15 protein-coding genes and 1 tRNA gene are annotated in these 17,189 nt (G+C 48.1%); 6 read left to right on the forward strand and 10 right to left on the reverse strand.

What is annotated here, in order from left to right:
- Positions 1-179 precede the first annotated feature (179 nt).
- Genes D1831_RS02400 through ppx form a run of 3 tightly spaced genes read left to right on the forward strand, consistent with a single transcriptional unit; the run spans position 180 to position 4,822 of the window.
- On the forward strand, positions 180-1,709 hold the full coding sequence (locus tag D1831_RS02400; protein ID WP_125071309.1) for a Ppx/GppA phosphatase family protein: 1,530 nt from the start codon (positions 180-182) through the stop codon (positions 1,707-1,709).
- A gap of 1 nt (position 1,710) precedes the next feature.
- Entirely contained in the window at positions 1,711-3,867 is a 2,157-nt protein-coding gene (locus tag D1831_RS02405) for an RNA degradosome polyphosphate kinase (protein WP_125071311.1), read from the forward strand.
- Position 3,868: 1 nt separating this feature from the next.
- Entirely contained in the window at positions 3,869-4,822 is a 954-nt protein-coding gene (ppx, locus tag D1831_RS02410; RefSeq protein ID WP_125071312.1) for an exopolyphosphatase, read from the forward strand.
- 172 nt (positions 4,823-4,994) lie between these two features.
- On the opposite strand, the gene D1831_RS02415 is transcribed toward ppx, so the two are convergent.
- The 4 genes from D1831_RS02415 to D1831_RS02430 form a co-directional block, all read right to left on the reverse strand.
- On the reverse strand, positions 4,995-5,204 hold the full coding sequence (locus D1831_RS02415) for a hypothetical protein (protein ID WP_125071314.1): 210 nt from the start codon (positions 5,202-5,204) through the stop codon (positions 4,995-4,997).
- Between the two features lie 430 nt (positions 5,205-5,634).
- Positions 5,635-6,057, reverse strand: a complete 423-nt coding sequence (locus tag D1831_RS02420; RefSeq protein ID WP_024626317.1) for a Spx/MgsR family RNA polymerase-binding regulatory protein — start codon at positions 6,055-6,057, stop codon at positions 5,635-5,637.
- Positions 6,058-6,297: 240 nt separating this feature from the next.
- Positions 6,298-6,369: transfer RNA gene (locus D1831_RS02425), tRNA-Asn, on the reverse strand.
- A gap of 98 nt (positions 6,370-6,467) precedes the next feature.
- Complete coding sequence (locus tag D1831_RS02430; protein ID WP_125071316.1) at positions 6,468-7,253, reverse strand: hypothetical protein; 786 nt, start codon at positions 7,251-7,253, stop codon at positions 6,468-6,470.
- Positions 7,254-7,571: 318 nt separating this feature from the next.
- Between D1831_RS02430 and glpK the strand changes: the two genes are divergently transcribed.
- A complete protein-coding gene (glpK, locus tag D1831_RS02435; RefSeq protein WP_125071318.1) occupies positions 7,572-9,083 on the forward strand; it encodes a glycerol kinase GlpK in 1,512 nt (503 codons plus the stop codon).
- A 267-nt stretch (positions 9,084-9,350) separates the two neighbouring features.
- Here the strand turns inward: glpK and D1831_RS02440 are convergent, their stop codons facing one another.
- The 6 genes from D1831_RS02440 to tagD (D1831_RS02465) form a co-directional block, all read right to left on the reverse strand.
- Positions 9,351-10,103, reverse strand: coding sequence for a nitroreductase family protein (locus tag D1831_RS02440; protein ID WP_125071320.1), 753 nt, complete (start codon positions 10,101-10,103; stop codon positions 9,351-9,353).
- Positions 10,084-10,527: a hypothetical protein gene (locus D1831_RS02445; RefSeq protein WP_125071322.1), complete on the reverse strand. Its 444-nt coding sequence runs from the start codon at positions 10,525-10,527 to the stop codon at positions 10,084-10,086. Before D1831_RS02445 ends, D1831_RS02440 begins: the two co-directional genes overlap by 20 nt.
- A gap of 87 nt (positions 10,528-10,614) precedes the next feature.
- The gene (locus D1831_RS02450; RefSeq protein ID WP_125071324.1) at positions 10,615-10,923 is read right to left on the reverse strand and encodes a hypothetical protein; all 309 of its coding nucleotides are present in this window, start codon (positions 10,921-10,923) and stop codon (positions 10,615-10,617) included.
- An 846-nt stretch (positions 10,924-11,769) separates the two neighbouring features.
- Positions 11,770-13,794 carry a CDP-glycerol glycerophosphotransferase family protein gene (locus tag D1831_RS02455; RefSeq protein WP_125071326.1) on the reverse strand — a complete coding sequence of 675 codons (2,025 nt, stop codon included), beginning with the start codon at positions 13,792-13,794 and terminating at the stop codon, positions 11,770-11,772.
- A gap of 15 nt (positions 13,795-13,809) precedes the next feature.
- Complete coding sequence (locus D1831_RS02460) at positions 13,810-14,670, reverse strand: hypothetical protein (protein WP_125071328.1); 861 nt, start codon at positions 14,668-14,670, stop codon at positions 13,810-13,812.
- Positions 14,671-14,809: 139 nt separating this feature from the next.
- A complete protein-coding gene (tagD, locus tag D1831_RS02465; RefSeq protein WP_125071330.1) occupies positions 14,810-15,211 on the reverse strand; it encodes a glycerol-3-phosphate cytidylyltransferase in 402 nt (133 codons plus the stop codon).
- A gap of 289 nt (positions 15,212-15,500) precedes the next feature.
- Between tagD (D1831_RS02465) and tagD (D1831_RS02470) the strand changes: the two genes are divergently transcribed.
- Both tagD (D1831_RS02470) and D1831_RS02475 read left to right on the forward strand, forming a co-directional pair.
- The gene (gene tagD, locus D1831_RS02470; protein ID WP_125071332.1) at positions 15,501-15,905 is read left to right on the forward strand and encodes a glycerol-3-phosphate cytidylyltransferase; all 405 of its coding nucleotides are present in this window, start codon (positions 15,501-15,503) and stop codon (positions 15,903-15,905) included.
- A 23-nt stretch (positions 15,906-15,928) separates the two neighbouring features.
- A complete protein-coding gene (locus D1831_RS02475; RefSeq protein ID WP_125071334.1) occupies positions 15,929-17,125 on the forward strand; it encodes a CDP-glycerol glycerophosphotransferase family protein in 1,197 nt (398 codons plus the stop codon).
- Positions 17,126-17,189 lie beyond the last annotated feature (64 nt).

The following is a 17,189-nucleotide window of genomic DNA, read 5'->3' on the forward strand; positions in this document are numbered from 1 at the left end:
CTCGCAACCGCCGAACTGCGCTTTTTGCGTATTGCGGGCATTTAGCGCTTGCAAATTTAAATTACAATCACGTCACTATTCATTTCACCCACCGTAAACGTGTGTTAAAATTAAAAGAATTATCTAACCTAAACGTTACGTTTACCAGGGGGGTAAAAACATTTAAATGGGGGATCTAAATGGCAGCAAAATTATTTGGTATTATGATGATCAACGTTCAAAGTATTGAGCTATCCATCGTTAACTTGCGGACCTTGAAGCAAGTCGAACGCGTGCGTTCCGACGTTGCGCTTGGCGAAGATATTTACGATCAACACACGATCGATTACGATTCGGTCGAACAGGCGGCGTCCGCGTTGACCGGCTTTGTTCAAATTATGAACGACTACGGGGTTGAGGATTACCGCTTATGGGGATCGTGGTCCTTATCCACCGCAAACAACGCCGATTACGTCCAAGACCAGTTACTGGTACGAACCGGTTTAAAAATCGACTGGTTATCCAGTAGTCAGGAAACTTACTTACGCTCGGCCGCCGTTGCGGTCCATTTTCCACGTTTTAAACAAATGATCACGGAACCGACCTACTTACTCGGAATCAATTCCGGCAGCGTCGGTATTTCCCACTATGATCAGGGGAACTTCGTCTTTTCACGAAGTTTGCGGCTCGGGCCGGTACGGATCGCCGAAGTCTTGGAAGACTTACAGTCCAGCGTACCGAACTACGTTGAAGTCCTTGACGACTATATTTCCAGCCAAATTGCCGACTTCGGTCGTTTTCTACCCGGTCGACGGGAAGAACCAAGCAACGTCGTCATGTTGGGCGTCGCACCGTTTTCCAACTTGTTCCGGCAGCAACAATCCAAGGCCGGGGTCGAAGAACTGAGCAAGTGCGACTTTCAGGCCCTGTATGACGACGTGATCGACGCGTCCGACCAGTATTTAATGGATAAATACGAGGTTGACGAAGAGGACGTCCGGTTAATCGTGCCCGAAATGTTACTGATTAACGAGTTACTTCAACTGACTAACGCGCAAAAAATCTGGCTTGGCAACGTTACCGTGCTCGACGGACTGATTATTCAGGAAGCCGTTAAGCTTGGTTATAAGAAGTACAACTTTAACGACCAGATCGTGACCGCCGCAAAAAACATCGCCGACCGTTACAACGTCGAACCTAAACACCGCGACTTAGTAACTAAGTTCGCGCTGCACCTCTTTGACCAGTTAAAACCGTTGCACCACCTGGGTAAACGCGACCGGTTACTCTTACAAGTTGCGTCGATCGTACACGACGTTGGGAGTTACATCGATCCGCACCAGCATTACATGCACTCGGATTATATTTTACAAGCAACCGAATTAACCGGTCTAACCGATGATGAGAAAAAAACGATTGCGATGATCTCGCGCTACCACAGCGCGCAAACACCGTCAAAGGACCTCAAACACTTTGAGCACATGCAACTCGAACAGCGGGTCCTAGTTTCCAAGCTTTCCGCGATCTTACGAATTGCGGACGCCTTGGACGATGGTCGCAAACAAAAAATTGATAAGATCTCGGTGTCGATTAAGAACCCGCGGGTCATTATCACCTGTTTTTCCCACGACGACCTGTTTTTAGAAAACTGGGTCTTCGCGCAAAAGGCCGAGTTCTTTAAAGAAGTCTTCGGTCTAACGCCAGTAATTAAATTACGGGGGGTACGTTAAAATGAATTACCACAAAGAAAGCTACTACACCAACCGTGAACTAAGTTGGATGGATTTTAACTACCGGGTATTGGACGAGGCCCGCGACAAGGACAACCCGCTCCTGGAACGCGTCCGTTTTCTGGGCATCACCCAGAGTAACCTCGACGAATTTTTCACCGTACGAGTGGCCTCGCTGCGTAAACTAATGTCCGTTAACTATAAAAAGCCCGATCCGGCCGGCTTAACACCGGAAATGCAAGTCCAGGCCATTAGTGCTAAGGCCCACGAAATGGTCAAGCGGCAGTATAACACGCTCAACCGTTCGCTATTACCGCTCCTAGAACAACACGACATCCACCTCTTACACATGGCGGACTTGACCGAAGAACAGCACACCTTCGTCAAAAATTATTTTGACGACGAACTGTACCCGGCCTTAACACCGATGGCCGACGATTCATCGCGACCGTTCCCGTTCATTGGTAATAACACGTTAAACATCGCGTTACGAATCTATAAAAACGGGGATAAAAAGGACCGTAAGTTTGCGACCGTCCAAGTTCCCGACGTGTTCCCACGGGTCGTGACCTTACCCGGCAAGCCGAACCAATTTATTTTAATTGAAGACATCATCAAGGCCTTCGTCGGTTCGCTGTTCATTAACTACACCGTTAAAGAAACTAGCGCCTACCGGGTCATGCGCGACCTCGACCTTGACGTTGCCGAAGAGGATACTTCCGACCTATTAAAGGAAGTTCAAAAACAATTAAAGATGCGTGAACGCGGGAAAGTCATGCGCTTAGAAGTTGAAAAGAGCATGAGTAAACACCAGCGGGCCCGTTTGTCCAAGGCCCTCGGAATTGACGAAAGTGCCCTGTACGTTATCAACGGACCGTTAAACTTAACCTTCCTGTCCAAGCTGGTGAAGGCGGTCAGTGGTCATGACGACCTTAATTACCCGAAGTACAAGGCAAACTACCCGGCCGTTTACCGGGAACGCTCGATTTTTGATTTGATCAAGGCCCACGATATTTTGATGCAGTACCCGTACGACGACTTTAAACCGGTGGTGGACTTCATCCACGAAGCGGCCGAGGACCAAGACGTCTTAGCCATTAAAATGACGCTGTACCGGGTCTCCGCGGATTCACCAATCATTAAATACCTCGGGCAAGCCGCCCAAAACGGTAAACAGGTCACCGTTTTAGTCGAAGTTAAGGCCCGCTTTGATGAGGAAAATAACGTCCACTGGGCAAAGAAGCTGGAAGAAATGGGTTGCCACGTGATTTACGGTTTGATTGGTCTAAAGACCCACTGTAAGCTCGCGCTGGTTGTTCGCCGGGAAAACGAAGGCATCAAGCGTTACATGCACATGGGGACTGGAAACTATAACGACGTGACCGCCCACTTCTATACTGACATGGGACTGTTTACGGCCGATACCGACATGGGCATTGACGCCTCCAACATTTTCAACATGCTTTCGGGCTACTCGGAACCACCGTACTTCCATAAATTGCACATTTCACCGGACGGGATCCGCGACTTTATCAACGAAAAATTAGACGATGAGATTGCGATTGCCAAGGCCGGCAAGCCGTCCCTCGTGCGGATGAAGATGAACTCGTTATCCGACCCGCAAATCATCAGTAAACTTTACGAAGCCTCCCACGCCGGGGTCAAAGTTCAACTGATTATTCGGGGCATCTGTTGCTTAAAGACCGGGATCAAGGGAATTTCCGACAACATCGAAGTCCACTCAATCATCGGCCGCTTGCTCGAGCACAGTCGAATCTACTACTTTAGTAACGACGGCGAACCCCAGATCTACCTGTCCAGTGCCGACATGATGACCCGTAACCTGAACCGGCGGGTGGAATTGCTGTTCCCACTCCTCCAACCAGACATTAGTCAACGGGCGATGGCTATTTTTGAAACGATGTGGCAGGATAACGTCAAGACCCGGATCCTTCAAGCCGACGACACCTACACTAAGGTTGATGGGCGGGGTCTCGAAATGCTAGACTCGCAAGCCTACTTCATTCACGAAGCCGAACAGGAAGTCCAAGCCGACCACGGTGAACCGCAACCGACTAGCAATAGTCACCAGTTTATTCCGATGATGAGCCCTAAAAACGAGCCCAATCCTTTAGAAAGTAACGGAAAGGAAGACTAGTATGGAAAACTTTGCCGTCATTGACCTCGGTTCCAACTCGTGCCGGATGACGATCACCCAGATCCAACCAGATGGGAGTTACGCGGTCACCCACCGGCTAAAGGAAATGGTCCGTTTATCCGAAAACGAAAACAGTGGTGCCACCCCAACGTTACAGCCGGCCGCCATCGAGCGGACGATGACCGCACTGGCCTCGTTTAAAGCCATCTATGACCAGTTGCCAAACTTAACGTTAACGGCGGTGGCCACCGCGGCGACCCGTAAGGCCAGTAACCAGAAAAAGTTTTTAAAACGGGTCAAAAGCGAACTTGATTTAGACCTTGAAGTCATTCCGGGAACCACCGAAGCTTATTACGACTACCTTGGGGTAATCAACACCCTGCCGACCACGAACTGCGTCATGGTCGACACCGGGGGTGGTAGCTGCGAACTGGTTTTGATCGTCAACGGTCAGGCCAAGGAACTGATCAGTTTACCGATTGGCGCCGTCAGTTTATCGGAAAAATTTGACCTGAGCGATAAAATTGCGGCGAACGAACTGTTTAAAACCATGACGTTTGTGGATAAACTGTTCAACAGTGTCTGGTGGTTACGTAACGGACTTAACTTACCGTTAGTTTGTCTTGGTGGCAGTAACCGGACGCTCGCCAAGATCAACCGCCGCAAGAGTGACTTCTTGAACTTTGAAGATATTCACGGCTACCGGCTTCGCGACACCGCCATTTACGAAACTTTTGATGACGTGATCGCCAAAAGCGCCGCCGAGCGGGCCGAAATTCCGGGGCTGGCAAAGGACCGGGCCGACATCATCGTGGGTGGTCTGATTCCGGCCATTACGCTGATGCGCTTCCTTGATTCCGACCGGATGATTTTCTCACAAAACGGGCTACGGGAAGGTATTTTGTTCGAACACCTGACCCGCCTTGCCGCCCAAAATAAAAAAATTCGGCAATAATTGCCGGTCTGAACGTTAAAATAGAGGCTGTGACTTTTGTCACAGCCTCTATTTTATCTCCGAACAACTATTGTCGAAACGTGCGCCAAAAGTCAGCGGGCTCCGCTTAACCGATTTTTGGCACACTCTGTATTTTGCTGCGTTCATGATTTAATTTAATGTCAAACTCCGGCTACGACTTAGTTTGTTGTTGTGCCTGCTGGTCTTGATGCCAGCTGGTGGGACTCCACAACTGGCCTTCCATTGATCCCCGCAAGCTTTCAATCTCAGCTTGCTGATCATCGATCACTTTAATGATGCCATCAATGGTAAAGTGGTTCCCGTCGGTTTGCAAGTCCTTCAATGCTTGGATGGCCCAAGCCGCCTGATCACGTTCACTCATCGTCAAATCCTCCTCAATTCATAGTTTCCTATTACATTGTACGCAAGCTTTACAATTTAACCAAGGATTTTGTTTAATGCGGTTCGTGGTTAGCTACGTCACCAGTATTATGTCAAAACTGCACGCCTTACCTTGATTGCTAAAACGTGTTCAAGTTCGACTGGAGCTTCCGGTTAGCTACGTAGCCAGAATTATGCCAAAACCGCATAACACTGCCTACTAGGCTAATCCTCATCTCCAACCCGTCGAAACCTCACACTCTATCGAAACGTGCTCGGGTCAAGCTGGGGCTGTGGTTAGCTACGTTACCAGCATTATGCCCAAACCGCATAATACTGATAACTAGGCTAATCCTCGCCCCACCCGCTTGAACCTCACACTCTATACAAAAAAAGGTCCCCTGCCTCTCAGCAGCGGGACCTTGCGATGATTAACCGACCGCTTGCTGGTCGTCATCGTATAATTTTTGTTGAATTTCACGTAGTTCAGACTTACGCACTGAACGTGGCAAGAATGCCCGAATATCTTCTTCGTTGTAGCCAATCTGTAGCCGGCGCCCATCATAAATGATCGGCCGCTTTAACAGCTGGGGCTTTTCTACTAATAAATCTAACAGTTGGTTAAAACCAAGGTCAGACAAGTCGATGTGCAATGCTTTGAAAGCCTTAGAACGCGTTGAAACGATGTCCTCGAAGCCGTTTTCAGTGAGCCGGAGGATTTGTTTCAATTCATCGCGATCCAGAGGGTTAGCAATAATGTCGCGTTCATTGAAAGGAATGTTGTTAGCAACCAACCATGCCCGCGCACTACGGCTTGACTTGCTAGATGTTGAATAATATAAGTTTACTGTCACGATGAATTCCTCCTAAGTTTACAGTAAATGAATCTAACACTTACTTTTATATAGTAAGTATACGAGATTAGTCAAGAATAGTCAAGGTTTGTCAGAATATTTTTCTTGATTTATTTGTGACGATTATTTGACCATTTTGCTCACCCTTATCCGAATTAGACTAGCATCTTCGACCAAATTGGTGACGTATAAAAACGGTACCTCCCTAGAGATACCGTTCAAAGTACTATACGACACTAACTGCCCGGGCTGGGATCGAACCAGCGACCTCTTGATTAACAGTCAATTATTCTACCGCTGAACTACCGGGCAATGACTATGTCTGTATTTATACACGCTTTTTAATTAAATTACAACCTTTTATCAAACATTTTCAAATTATTTTCACATAATTAATAATCTAGCAATCCTCATAGTGGGTATAGGCCTAACCACGATAGCACATCAAAATCTTTTGGTTTTATCATTTTCAAAAGTGTATTTCTAATTTCACGTTCGCTTAAATTGGTTTCCAAATTAAAGTAATAGTCCCCCTGCTGATTTTGCATTGCTAACCGCCAATTACCCAGTTCCGCCCAGGCCTCGGTATCGGGAACTTGCTGTTGGTGGCGGAAGACCACGTGAAAAGTCGGTTTCCACGTTCCCTTATCCTCACCAGTGATCCGAATCAGACGGCAAACCTGCCCGTGAAATCGGCCGGCAGCGGTACCACAAATTACGATGGCCGCAACGATCATCCCGGCCCCTACGCCAAACGATCCCAGTAACAGGCTGGTCAGTAACGGCGTCGCGGTTAGCTTGGTACTGATCATCACTTCCACGCACATCAGTAACCAGATGCCCACGACCCAGCCGTTCATCCAGTTTAAGGCCACTTCGCGCGCCCGCCGGTAAACGGCCAAGCGGTAATGGTTGTCATCACTTACCACCCGTTGCGCCGTTTGGACTGAGGAATAGGCCACCGCCATTTTACCGTTGTTAAACGTGAAGGTCGTCAACGGGTGAAAAACGTCCGCCATGGCCGTCAGCGTCGCCGGTCGCAAATATTCAGCGACTACGGGCCGGGCGTCGGGAACGGCCTTAAATTGGTACGTCATCCCCTTGATACCCGTCAGTTGGTAACCACGCTGGGCCTGCCGATTCAACCACGCCGTTTCCGCGGCGGAACCCTTTAAAAAGAACCGTATTTTTTGCATGTCGGGACCTCCTGCTAATTAGAATTAATTAATTGAATCCTAATTATATGCCGATTGGTCTATTTTACAAATATAACCACACCATCGTTCGACCGGGTTACAAACTGGCTAATTATGACTGTTATTAACCCAATAAGAATGTAACCCTTTTCTATATTTCTCAATTGGTATAGTTCAATTTCATCAAAAATCCCGGTTTGACAAGGCTGGGCCCCTGTTTATTAAGTTTCTTATATTTATTCACAAATCCCGGTAAGCGTGCTAGTATCAATTCATAATACTTTCGTATATAAATATTACTTTTTGGAGGAATTGAATATGCCTGCCGAATACATCATGGCCATTGATGAAGGCACCACGAGTACCCGGGCCATCATCTTTAACCACGCGGGCCAAAAACTCGCCGACGCTCAACGCGAGTTTCCCCAATATTTTCCCCAGCCCGGCTGGGTCGAACACAACGCCAACGAAATTTGGAACGCGGTTTCTAGTACAATTGCCGACGTGCTAATTGAATCCGGAATCTTACCGAACCAAATTAAAGCGATTGGAATTACTAACCAGCGTGAAACAACGGTCGTTTGGGATAAAAAAACGGGGCAACCCATTTACAACGCAATCGTTTGGCAGTCTCGCCAGACCGCGCCACTTGCCGACCAGTTAGTTGAAAACGGTGCCGGTGAAATGATCCACCAGCGAACCGGTTTAGTCACCGACGCCTACTTCTCCGCAACTAAAATTCGGTGGATCTTAGACCACGTCAATGGCGCTCAGGAGCGGGCCGAGCGGGGCGAACTGCTCTTTGGGACGATTGATACCTGGTTAGTTTGGAAATTGACCGGTGGCGTCACCCACGTCACCGACTACACCAACGCGAGCCGCACGATGCTCTTCAACATTCACGATTTACAGTGGGACCAAACCATTTTAGACCTACTCAACATTCCGAAGGCCATGTTGCCAACGGTGCGTTCGAACTCTGAAATTTACGGAACAACTCAGGATTATTTATTTTATAATTGCAAAGTTCCCATCAGTGGCATGGCCGGTGATCAGCAGGCCGCTCTGTTCGGCCAAATGGCGTTTGAACCCGGTATGGTCAAAAACACGTACGGGACCGGAGCCTTTACCGTGATGAACCTCGGTGAACAACCGCAACTCTCCGACCATAATCTGTTGACCACGATTGCGTACGGTATCGACGGTCACGTCAGCTACGCGCTGGAGGGGTCGATCTTCGTTGCCGGCTCCGCTATCCAATGGTTGCGTGACGGCATGCAGTTAGTTCAGTCCGCGCCGGAGTCGGAAGCGCTCGCTAAACAGTCACATAATCACAACGAAGTTTACGTCGTTCCCGCTTTCACCGGCCTCGGTGCCCCTTATTGGGATTCTGATGCCCGTGGTGCCGTTTTTGGGCTTACCCGCGGTTCCACTAAGGCCGACTTCGTTAAGGCCACCCTGCAGTCGCTAGCTTACCAATCCCGTGACGTCATCGACACGATGAAGCAGGACGCGCACATTGCGATGCCCATTCTGATGGTTGACGGCGGGGCGGCCCGTAACGACTGGTTAATGCAGTTTCAAGCCGACATTTCCAACGTCCAGATCAACCGTGCCGCGGACCTAGAAACGACCGCGCTCGGAGCCGCATTCCTCGCGGGGCTGGCCGTCGGTTATTGGCAGGACCTTGACGAAATTAAATCAATTCACCAATCCGGGGACGTTTTTAAACCCCAGATGTGCGCCGCGGAACGCGACAACCTCTACACGGGTTGGCAAACTGCCGTCAAAGCCGCGCAGCTCTTTAAACACGACCCTTATCAGGGCTAGGAAACCGAAAGTTACTTGGTTTGTGTGAACTGACTTTTCAGCACCATTACTACGAAAAATAAAGGAGGCTGTGACAAAAGTCACAGCCTCTGTTTTATCTCCGAACAATTATTGTCGAAACGGGTTTCAAAAGTCAGCGGGCTCCGCTTAACCACGTATGTCAAACAATCCAAACCCAGGATTATTCTCCATACGCCGTTAATGCTCACCCGCTAACCGACTTTTGGCACACTCTGCTTTTATCACGCACTTTTTTGCTATTGCGCTTTAATTTTTTAGTTCTGGCAAAAAGCCCTGACGCCGAACAACCTTCAAGAAATCCCGCCGCTTAGCCGCTGAGTGTAACGCTTCAGCGGTCATGTGGTCCAAGTGTTCATCACGGGCGTGACTGCTGCGTCCCTGGTAGTACGCGTGAAGCTGTTCATCAAACTGTCGTAAAGTTGCTTGGTAAGTCGCCGGTTCCTGATAATGATCCTTAAATAGGATTGCTGACAACGGTAAGCGGGGCTTTTTTTCCGGCCGTTCCGTTGGGTATCCGAGTTGTAACCCAAATACCGGCAACGTTAACGCCGGCAAGTGTAATAGATCAATCACGGCCTGCGTGTCATTATTAATGGACCCTAAAACGACGCTGCCCAGTCCCAAACTTTCCGCTACCATGACCATGGCAGCCGTCATTAACGTGGCGTCCTCGATGCTCCCGGCAAAACGGTCAAATTCGGTCAATGCGCGCTTAGTCGCCGCTCCGGGAACCAGACCGGCATTGCGGTGCTGATCCGCCAGAACAACTAGTAACCGCCCGTTTTCACCAACCGTCGGCATCGTGGTAATCTTGGCCAACGCCGCCCGTGCCGCCGGGTCCGTCACTTCAACTAAGCTGTACGCTTGTAAGTATTGGCTAGTTGGCATCTGCTGGGCCGCCGTAATAATCCGTTCAAAAGTTTCATCCGTCACCGGCTGCGTGGTAAACGCCCGCTGGGTCCGATGAGCAGCTAAGGTCTCAATAACGCTTAAACTCATTTATAAATTCCTCCTGTTTGTGGCGTAGCTCCTTTGACCAGTCCGTTAATTGGGGTAACACGTCTAAATTTAAGTTAAAGACGATGCGCTCACAAACTTGGTCGATCTGAATGCTGCGAAATAGTGGGTACTGGATGCGCCCTTCGGCGGGGGTTACCACTAAACTAAGGTTAGTTAATTCGTCTAGTGCCGTTTCCAACAGCGTAATTGTGCGCTGGGGAAAATACTCCCGTTGGAGCACCGGATCGTCCAGTGAACACCCGGTCAGCGTTTCAATTTCCCGCCGGGTCAAAAGCAAACTTTCCGAATGTTCCAAAATCAAGCGGGTCAAAATACCGACGGTCAAACGCGATTCAAAGGCATTTCGAAAACGAAAGCGAGTCTGAAAGCGTTTTTGGATAAATTGTAATAACTGGTTGTTCAATTACAGGTTCCCTTCTTAGTCTGCCCGGTTCACGAATCAAATTAAAAAACACCAGCGACAACTGATGCTTAACAAGCCCGTGCTGGATTACCCAACGTGGTTTTCCTTCAAAATTAAGTTAACTTCTTCCTGCATTTCGGGAGTTTTAGTCCACTCTTCCCAGTGGTCCATCGATTCATCGGGAATCTCAAACGTCTCGTTAACGTACGCCTCGTACTTGGCAACGTGGGTCGAATGGGGAATGTTCAACTGTAAGATCCGTACTTCTTTAATAAAACCGCGTTCAGCGGCCAGTTCAGCCCGCCCGTTCATCAGCATGTTGCCGATTTCCATGTAAGCCGTCCCGTCGTTACGGGTAATTTCCTGAATTAAATCCAAAACTTCATGATTTTTCAACTTGATCCCTCACTTCAGATTTTAGTATACCGACGCACGGAAAGCGTGTCAAAAAGTAGCCCCACCAACCCATGCGTTACCACTCACGATTTCCCGTACCCACGTGAAAAAGTCCCGCTTACCATGCAACTGGGATCTTCTTATCACGGCAAGCGGGTTGTTAATTTCTGAAAACTGGGTAAGTTGGGACTTGGTTCGGGACGGCAACAGCATGATGCCCTAACCGCTCAACTTACCTTAATTGCCGAAACGTGTTCCGGTTCGACTGGCGATTCCGGTTAGCTACGTAGCCAGCATTATGCCCAAACCGCATAATACTGCCTACTAGGCTAATCCTCGTCTCCAACCCGTCGAAAACTTCACACTCTATCGAAACGTGCTCAGGTCAAGCTGGGGTTGTGGTTAGCTACGTCACCAGCATTATGCCCAAACCGCATAATACTGATGACTAGGCTAATCCTCGCCCCAACCCGCTTGAACTTCACACTCTACAAAAAACCACTATCCAAAGATAGTGGTCGGCATAAGAGAGAAAGAGAATTGATTAGAAGGTAACTAAATACCTTACAAACTAAGGATAAGCGAAATTGTAAGCGTTGTCAACAGTAAGTCAAAATAAATGGATAAATTATTTAAATTTAATTTTGTTTATCATTCACAAATTTATAAAACCCGTTTTCCACGTTTCAATACCGACCTGACGCTATTTAAGCGGCCTATTCGCCCTTTGCAGTTTTGTAAGTTCACCTTATTATTTACTATTTAACGCAAATCGCGTGCACCAAAAAACGTAACCACCGAATCAAGTGATTACGTTTTTTTATGATGATTATTTCGTGAAATTTATTAGTGCTGGGTTTCAATCTGGTGCACCACGTAGTTGACAACTTTTAGGGAGGCCAATCCGTCATTAATGGCACAGAAGCGTTCGTAAAATTTCTGGAACTTCGGGTCGTTACTCATATCCGGTTGCTGTAAGTACTCCGCCACCCCGTTTAATAGGTCCGGCTCGTTCTGGGCAATTTTACCCGGCAGGTCTTTCTCATAATCGAGATAGAAGCCCCGTAACTCGTCCTTATACAGGTGATAATCGTACGGATAAAAGAGAATGGGCCGCTGCAAATAGGCGTAGTCGAAGAACACACTCGAATAGTCGGTGATCAACAGGTCCGACACTAGGTACAATTCCGAAATGTTCGGGTAACTCGAAAGGTCGTACACAAAGTCACCGTACGCCGAAACGTCTAGCGCGTTAGAAATGAGGTAGTGCATCCGTAAAATTAAAACGGTGTCTTCCCCGAAACGTTGTTGGAAATCATCCAAGCTGAACGGTAATTCAAAGGTGTACTTTCCCTTCTCCGCAAACTGGTTATCCCGGTAAGTAGGCGCGTACATGACGACCTTTTTATCTAAGGGAATGTTTAACTTCTGCTTGATTGCCGTAATGTCGTCCGCCGTTGAATTGATCAACTCGTCGTTACGCGGATAACCAACTTTTAAGATCTGGTTTTTAAACCCAAACGCCGAACGGAAAATTTGGGTCGAATAGTCGTTAGGACTGATCAACGCGTCCCAACGATTGGCTTCCTGCACAAAGTTACGGTGGTACGCCGCCGTATTCGTCCCCGGCATCGTGACGTTTTCAATGTCTAAGCCCAGTTTTTTCAACGGGGTCCCGTGCCACGTTTGGACGTAAGTTAAGTACTTGGGTTTCTTGACCCAGGCCGGAAAACGGGCGTTACTGATCCAGTACTGGGCCTTTTCCATCGTCCGAACCCACATGGTCGTGCGCCGCACAATGTACGGGATGTCGTTAGCTTTACAATACGGAACTGTCTCCCGTTCGACCGACCAGATGAAACGGAAACCGGGGTACAACTTCTTAAACATCTGATAAATGGCTAACGGACTGTCACTGACCTGCCGACCGCCAAAGCTTTCAAAAATGATGGTTGTCGCGTCAAACGGCCGGTGCCCCTTTTTAAACAACCATTTCATGTAGCGGGTGTTGACCTTTTGGTTTAACCGGTGCACCACGTTTTTAACCCGACCAGCTTTACGCCCAACTGCGGCCACCTTGGCACTCAGCGGGACGGGCGGGACCGTCTCAACGGCAATGCCGTTATTAAACGTTTTGCTGATTCGAACGACTTGCCCCCCACTTTGAACCTGGGACACACGCTGACCAGCCAGTGGTCGGGCCAAAATGACCCGTTGGCGCACGTGTTGCTGGCCAAAGTCGTACTCAATGTAGACGTTAAAGGGCCCGTTTTCCGTTAAATTATCTACCGGTACCGTAATTGAGAAAATGCCCCGCAACAAGTCGGTCGTATCACTATATTGATAAACCGTCTGCGTAGCGTGATTTTCCAAGAACAACGTCTGGTTGACCAGTGGTTCGCCGTTGATGGAGCTGTACCCGGTCACCGTTAACCCGTCCTGCGTTAAGTTAATACTATTAATTGCGAAGTCCGTACGCGTCTGCTGGGTATGAATATCAAACAGCGCGTGGTCCTGCGCGTCGGAGTTAAACTGAAAATAACTGTCTAACGTTAACTGGTGCCGGTCAGAAACGTACTCACTTTCAACTTGTAACAGGTAGTGCTGGTCTTCAACGTTAAACGTAAAGTACATTTCCCACGAAAATTCACTCTGACCCGGTTGTTCAAAGGTGAATTTTTGTGCGTCAATCGTAAGTCTAACCATGTTATTGCGGACTCGCCGGTGAATGGGAATACACAACGAGGTCAACGCGTTTTTTTCCATAAAAATCATTGCGAGGTTTTCAACCGCGAAGGGGACGTCAATTAATTCGAGTTCTAACGACTGCTTGCCCTTTTTGGGATGAACGCCTGATAAAATTGCACGCATTAAAAACGCCCCTTTCTAATAATTAAAAATCAACTGGTTCGGTAACGCCGTCGATAACGCAACGTTGTGTTCAACGTTGATGTACAACCGCTGATGACGATAATCCAGTCGCTGCAACGCGTAACGGTAAAAATCGTAGATACCGTCAAAGTGCCCCGCGTGGACGTAATCCATCACGTCAAAACTGAGCTCGGGAGCGTTGCCCACCGTTAACGTGTTGCGTTTTTCCGCCCGGGCCCGCTTACTACGGGGCGGTTGGGGCTGGGCCGCTTCAAGGCTCGTCAATTGTAAATTCGACGTGTTGTCCATGTTAAACAACCGTTGAACGGGCCGTTCGGTTTGGAGGAACCGGTATAACAGGGCCCCGTCAGCATTTAACAACAGGGTCTCTTTTAACGCACCCGCCTGAAAATTACTGATTGTTTCGGGCCGTGCTTGGCGACCATAGTAGACCGCTTGAACGAGCTGGTTATCCGTATAAAAATTTTGGTAAAACAGGTGGCCGTCTGCGGAATAGTGACTCTCCTCTAGCAGTTGATCATTTTGCAAATAACGGACGTAGTAGCGACCATCCTGGTGCGTATGCCGTTGCGTCGCCAACCCGGCGTGGGCTACCCGTGTTAGGGCCGTTGCCCCCAACGGAACGCCGTCATCGTGGCAAAAAATATCGTATAAGCTTGCGACCGAAACTGATTGCTCGTGGCCAACGATTAAGGTGGCTAACAGTTGGTCAAAATTAACCCGTTCCACAAAGTTGAGGTTTGCAAAGATGATCCGCACGGGGATAGCTTGATCAAGCAATTCGTGCAGTTTTGTTCCGAAGCTATCCTTTTTTACGTCGGCTAACGCCGTAACTAAAAAAACGGCTGGTTCCATAGTGGTGCCTCCATCAAACTGATTTCTCATTTTTTATGATGCCAAATTAAAACGCCAATAACGGGAAAGCCCTCCCCCGTCAGTGGCGTAGTACGTCAACGGGCCCAAACGTGGGCTTCCGTTGCCAATTATACCAAATTTAGTCAGCGTCGACTTGCATACCCAAGTCGTGCTTGATTTTTGTCGTTGAAATGCCTTCGGTCCGTGGTAAATAAATGACTTCACAGTAATCCTTCAAGAAGTCAAACTTACCCTTCCAGTCGTCACCCATTACAAAAATGTCGATGTTGTTATCTACGACATCGCTGATTTTTTGATCCCAGTCCTTTTCAGGAATCACTTCATCAACGTAGCGGATGGCTTCTAAAATGTACTTACGATCTTCAAACGAAGTGTAGGCTTTTTTACCCTTGATCGCATTAAATTCATCCGTAGAAACACAAACCGTTAAGTGGTCACCAAGTGCCTTTGCCCGCTTTAATAAACGGATGTGACCCTTGTGTAATAAATCAAACGTTCCGTAAGTAATTACTTTTTTCATAATATCTCCTAGATATATCTATCATTAATTCAATACCATTCATAGTACCATATTTCCGGCCTACGTCAATTAGGATTTTAATTTTTTACATTTTCATAAAAACATACCCGCACACGAAAATAATCGTTACTCTGGATTAAATTACTCATGTTCCCAACCAAAACGGTTCCGCCAGTCTCCCAAATCATTATATAATGGTCATGGACGGTTCACTTTTCATGCTATAATAGCCGTGATTCCGTTAACAATCATTAACTTTGATTATCTAGTAGAGTAGGAGGAATTTTTGATGAAACGTGTCATTACGTACGGTACCTTTGATTTGTTGCATTACGGGCACATTGAACTGTTAAAGCGGGCCAAGGCCCTCGGCGATTACCTAATCGTGGCCCTGTCGACCGACGAATTCAACTGGGAAAGTAAACATAAAAAGGCCTACTTCTCGTATGAAAAACGCAAGGCTTTATTGGAAGCCATTCGTTACGTTGACCTGGTGATTCCTGAGAATTCTTGGGATCAAAAAGTTAACGACGTTAAATTTTACCAAATTGATAAGTTTGTGATGGGTGATGACTGGAAAGGCCAATTCGACTTCGTGGGTGAACAGACTAACGCCGAAGTGATCTACCTCCCACGGACGCCTGAAATCTCCACCACGAAGATTAAACACGATTTAAACTTCGGCAATAAATAGGATGGTTGTGAGGATTTAATTCAATGTCTCTTAAGGAAATTATTAGCCATATTTACCGCCGGGCCTTCAATTTAATTGCTAGTGTTTGCCCGGTAAAAAAACACCTGGTACTATTCGAAACGTTTAACGGTAAGTTGCCCACGGACAACCCGTTGTACATTTACCAAGCTTTACAAAAAGCCCACCCCGATTGGCACCTCGTGTGGGGTGTTAAGCACCGCTTTTTCAAGCAGGCTCAGCGTGACTACCCCGAACTCGACTTCGTTGTCCGCTTCTCCGCGAAGTGGCTGACGGTTGCACCGGTTGCCAACTTCTGGGTTTTTAACGCCCGGATGCCCTACTGGCTCAAGAAAAACCGCAACACCATTTATATTCAAACTTGGCACGGGACCCCGCTTAAACGGCTGGGAATCGACATTCCCAACGTGTCCATGCCGGGCACCGACACCGACAAGTACCGCCGCAACTTCTCCACTGAAAGTAGTCGCTGGGACTATTTAATCAGCCCCAACCAATTTTCACAGGACGTGTTTAAACGGGCTTTTGATTTTGATAACCAATTTTTAGATTACGGTTATCCCCGTAACGACCGCCTCGTTCGTCAGCAACACGATGGCGCTGCCATTCAGGCCATCAAGCAACGGATCGTAGGGCACCAAGCCGGCCGGGTCATCCTTTACGCCCCCACTTGGCGGGACGATTTTTATATCCGTAAGGGCATGTATAAAATGGACTTGCCGTTTAGTTTGAAAAGCCTGACGAAGCTGTTAAATAAGGACGACGTTTTGATTATTCGGCCCCACTACCTGGTGGCCGAATCAATCAACATCGCCGGGTTTGAGGACCAGGTTCGGCTGTGCGTGGACGAGGACATAAACGACCTGTACTTGATCAGCGACCTGCTGATCACCGACTACTCATCGGTCATGTTTGACTTCGCCATTTTAGACCGGCCAATGCTGTTCTACCCTTACGACCTGGACCACTATCAGGACGACATTCGTGGTTTCTACTTTGACTACCACGACGTTCCCGGCCCAATCGTCACGACCGAGCCCGCCTTTTTGACCGCCATTCAACAGTTTTTAACTACCGGTCACTATCCGGACTACGCGGCTAAAATGCGGGCCTTCAAAACGAAGTTTACGGCGTGGGAACGAGGTACCGCGAGCGAGCGGGTCGTGCAACTCATGGACGGCACCGCTGACCATTCCCGTTAACTACCTTTAGCGCGCGTTTCAATTCCATGACCACGAAAAACAAAACGAGGCTGTGACAAAAGTC

This window comes from Lactiplantibacillus garii (assembly GCF_003885105.1).
GTDB classification, from domain to species: Bacteria; Bacillota; Bacilli; order Lactobacillales; family Lactobacillaceae; genus Lactiplantibacillus; species Lactiplantibacillus garii.

Coding starts and splice junctions, on each gene's coding strand:
- ppx (WP_125071312.1), top strand. CDS start 3,869: ATGGAAAACTTTGCCGTCATTGACCTCGGTTCCAACTCGTGCCGGATG.
- D1831_RS02430 (WP_125071316.1), bottom strand. CDS start 7,253: ATGCAAAAAATACGGTTCTTTTTAAAGGGTTCCGCCGCGGAAACGGCG.
- D1831_RS02460 (WP_125071328.1), bottom strand. CDS start 14,670: ATGGAACCAGCCGTTTTTTTAGTTACGGCGTTAGCCGACGTAAAAAAG.
- D1831_RS02475 (WP_125071334.1), top strand. CDS start 15,929: ATGTCTCTTAAGGAAATTATTAGCCATATTTACCGCCGGGCCTTCAAT.
- D1831_RS02440 (WP_125071320.1), bottom strand. CDS start 10,103: ATGAGTTTAAGCGTTATTGAGACCTTAGCTGCTCATCGGACCCAGCGG.
- D1831_RS02400 (WP_125071309.1), top strand. CDS start 180: ATGGCAGCAAAATTATTTGGTATTATGATGATCAACGTTCAAAGTATT.
- tagD (WP_125071330.1), bottom strand. CDS start 15,211: ATGAAAAAAGTAATTACTTACGGAACGTTTGATTTATTACACAAGGGT.
- D1831_RS02405 (WP_125071311.1), top strand. CDS start 1,711: ATGAATTACCACAAAGAAAGCTACTACACCAACCGTGAACTAAGTTGG.
- D1831_RS02415 (WP_125071314.1), bottom strand. CDS start 5,204: ATGAGTGAACGTGATCAGGCGGCTTGGGCCATCCAAGCATTGAAGGAC.
- glpK (WP_125071318.1), top strand. CDS start 7,572: ATGCCTGCCGAATACATCATGGCCATTGATGAAGGCACCACGAGTACC.
- D1831_RS02455 (WP_125071326.1), bottom strand. CDS start 13,794: ATGCGTGCAATTTTATCAGGCGTTCATCCCAAAAAGGGCAAGCAGTCG.
- tagD (WP_125071332.1), top strand. CDS start 15,501: ATGAAACGTGTCATTACGTACGGTACCTTTGATTTGTTGCATTACGGG.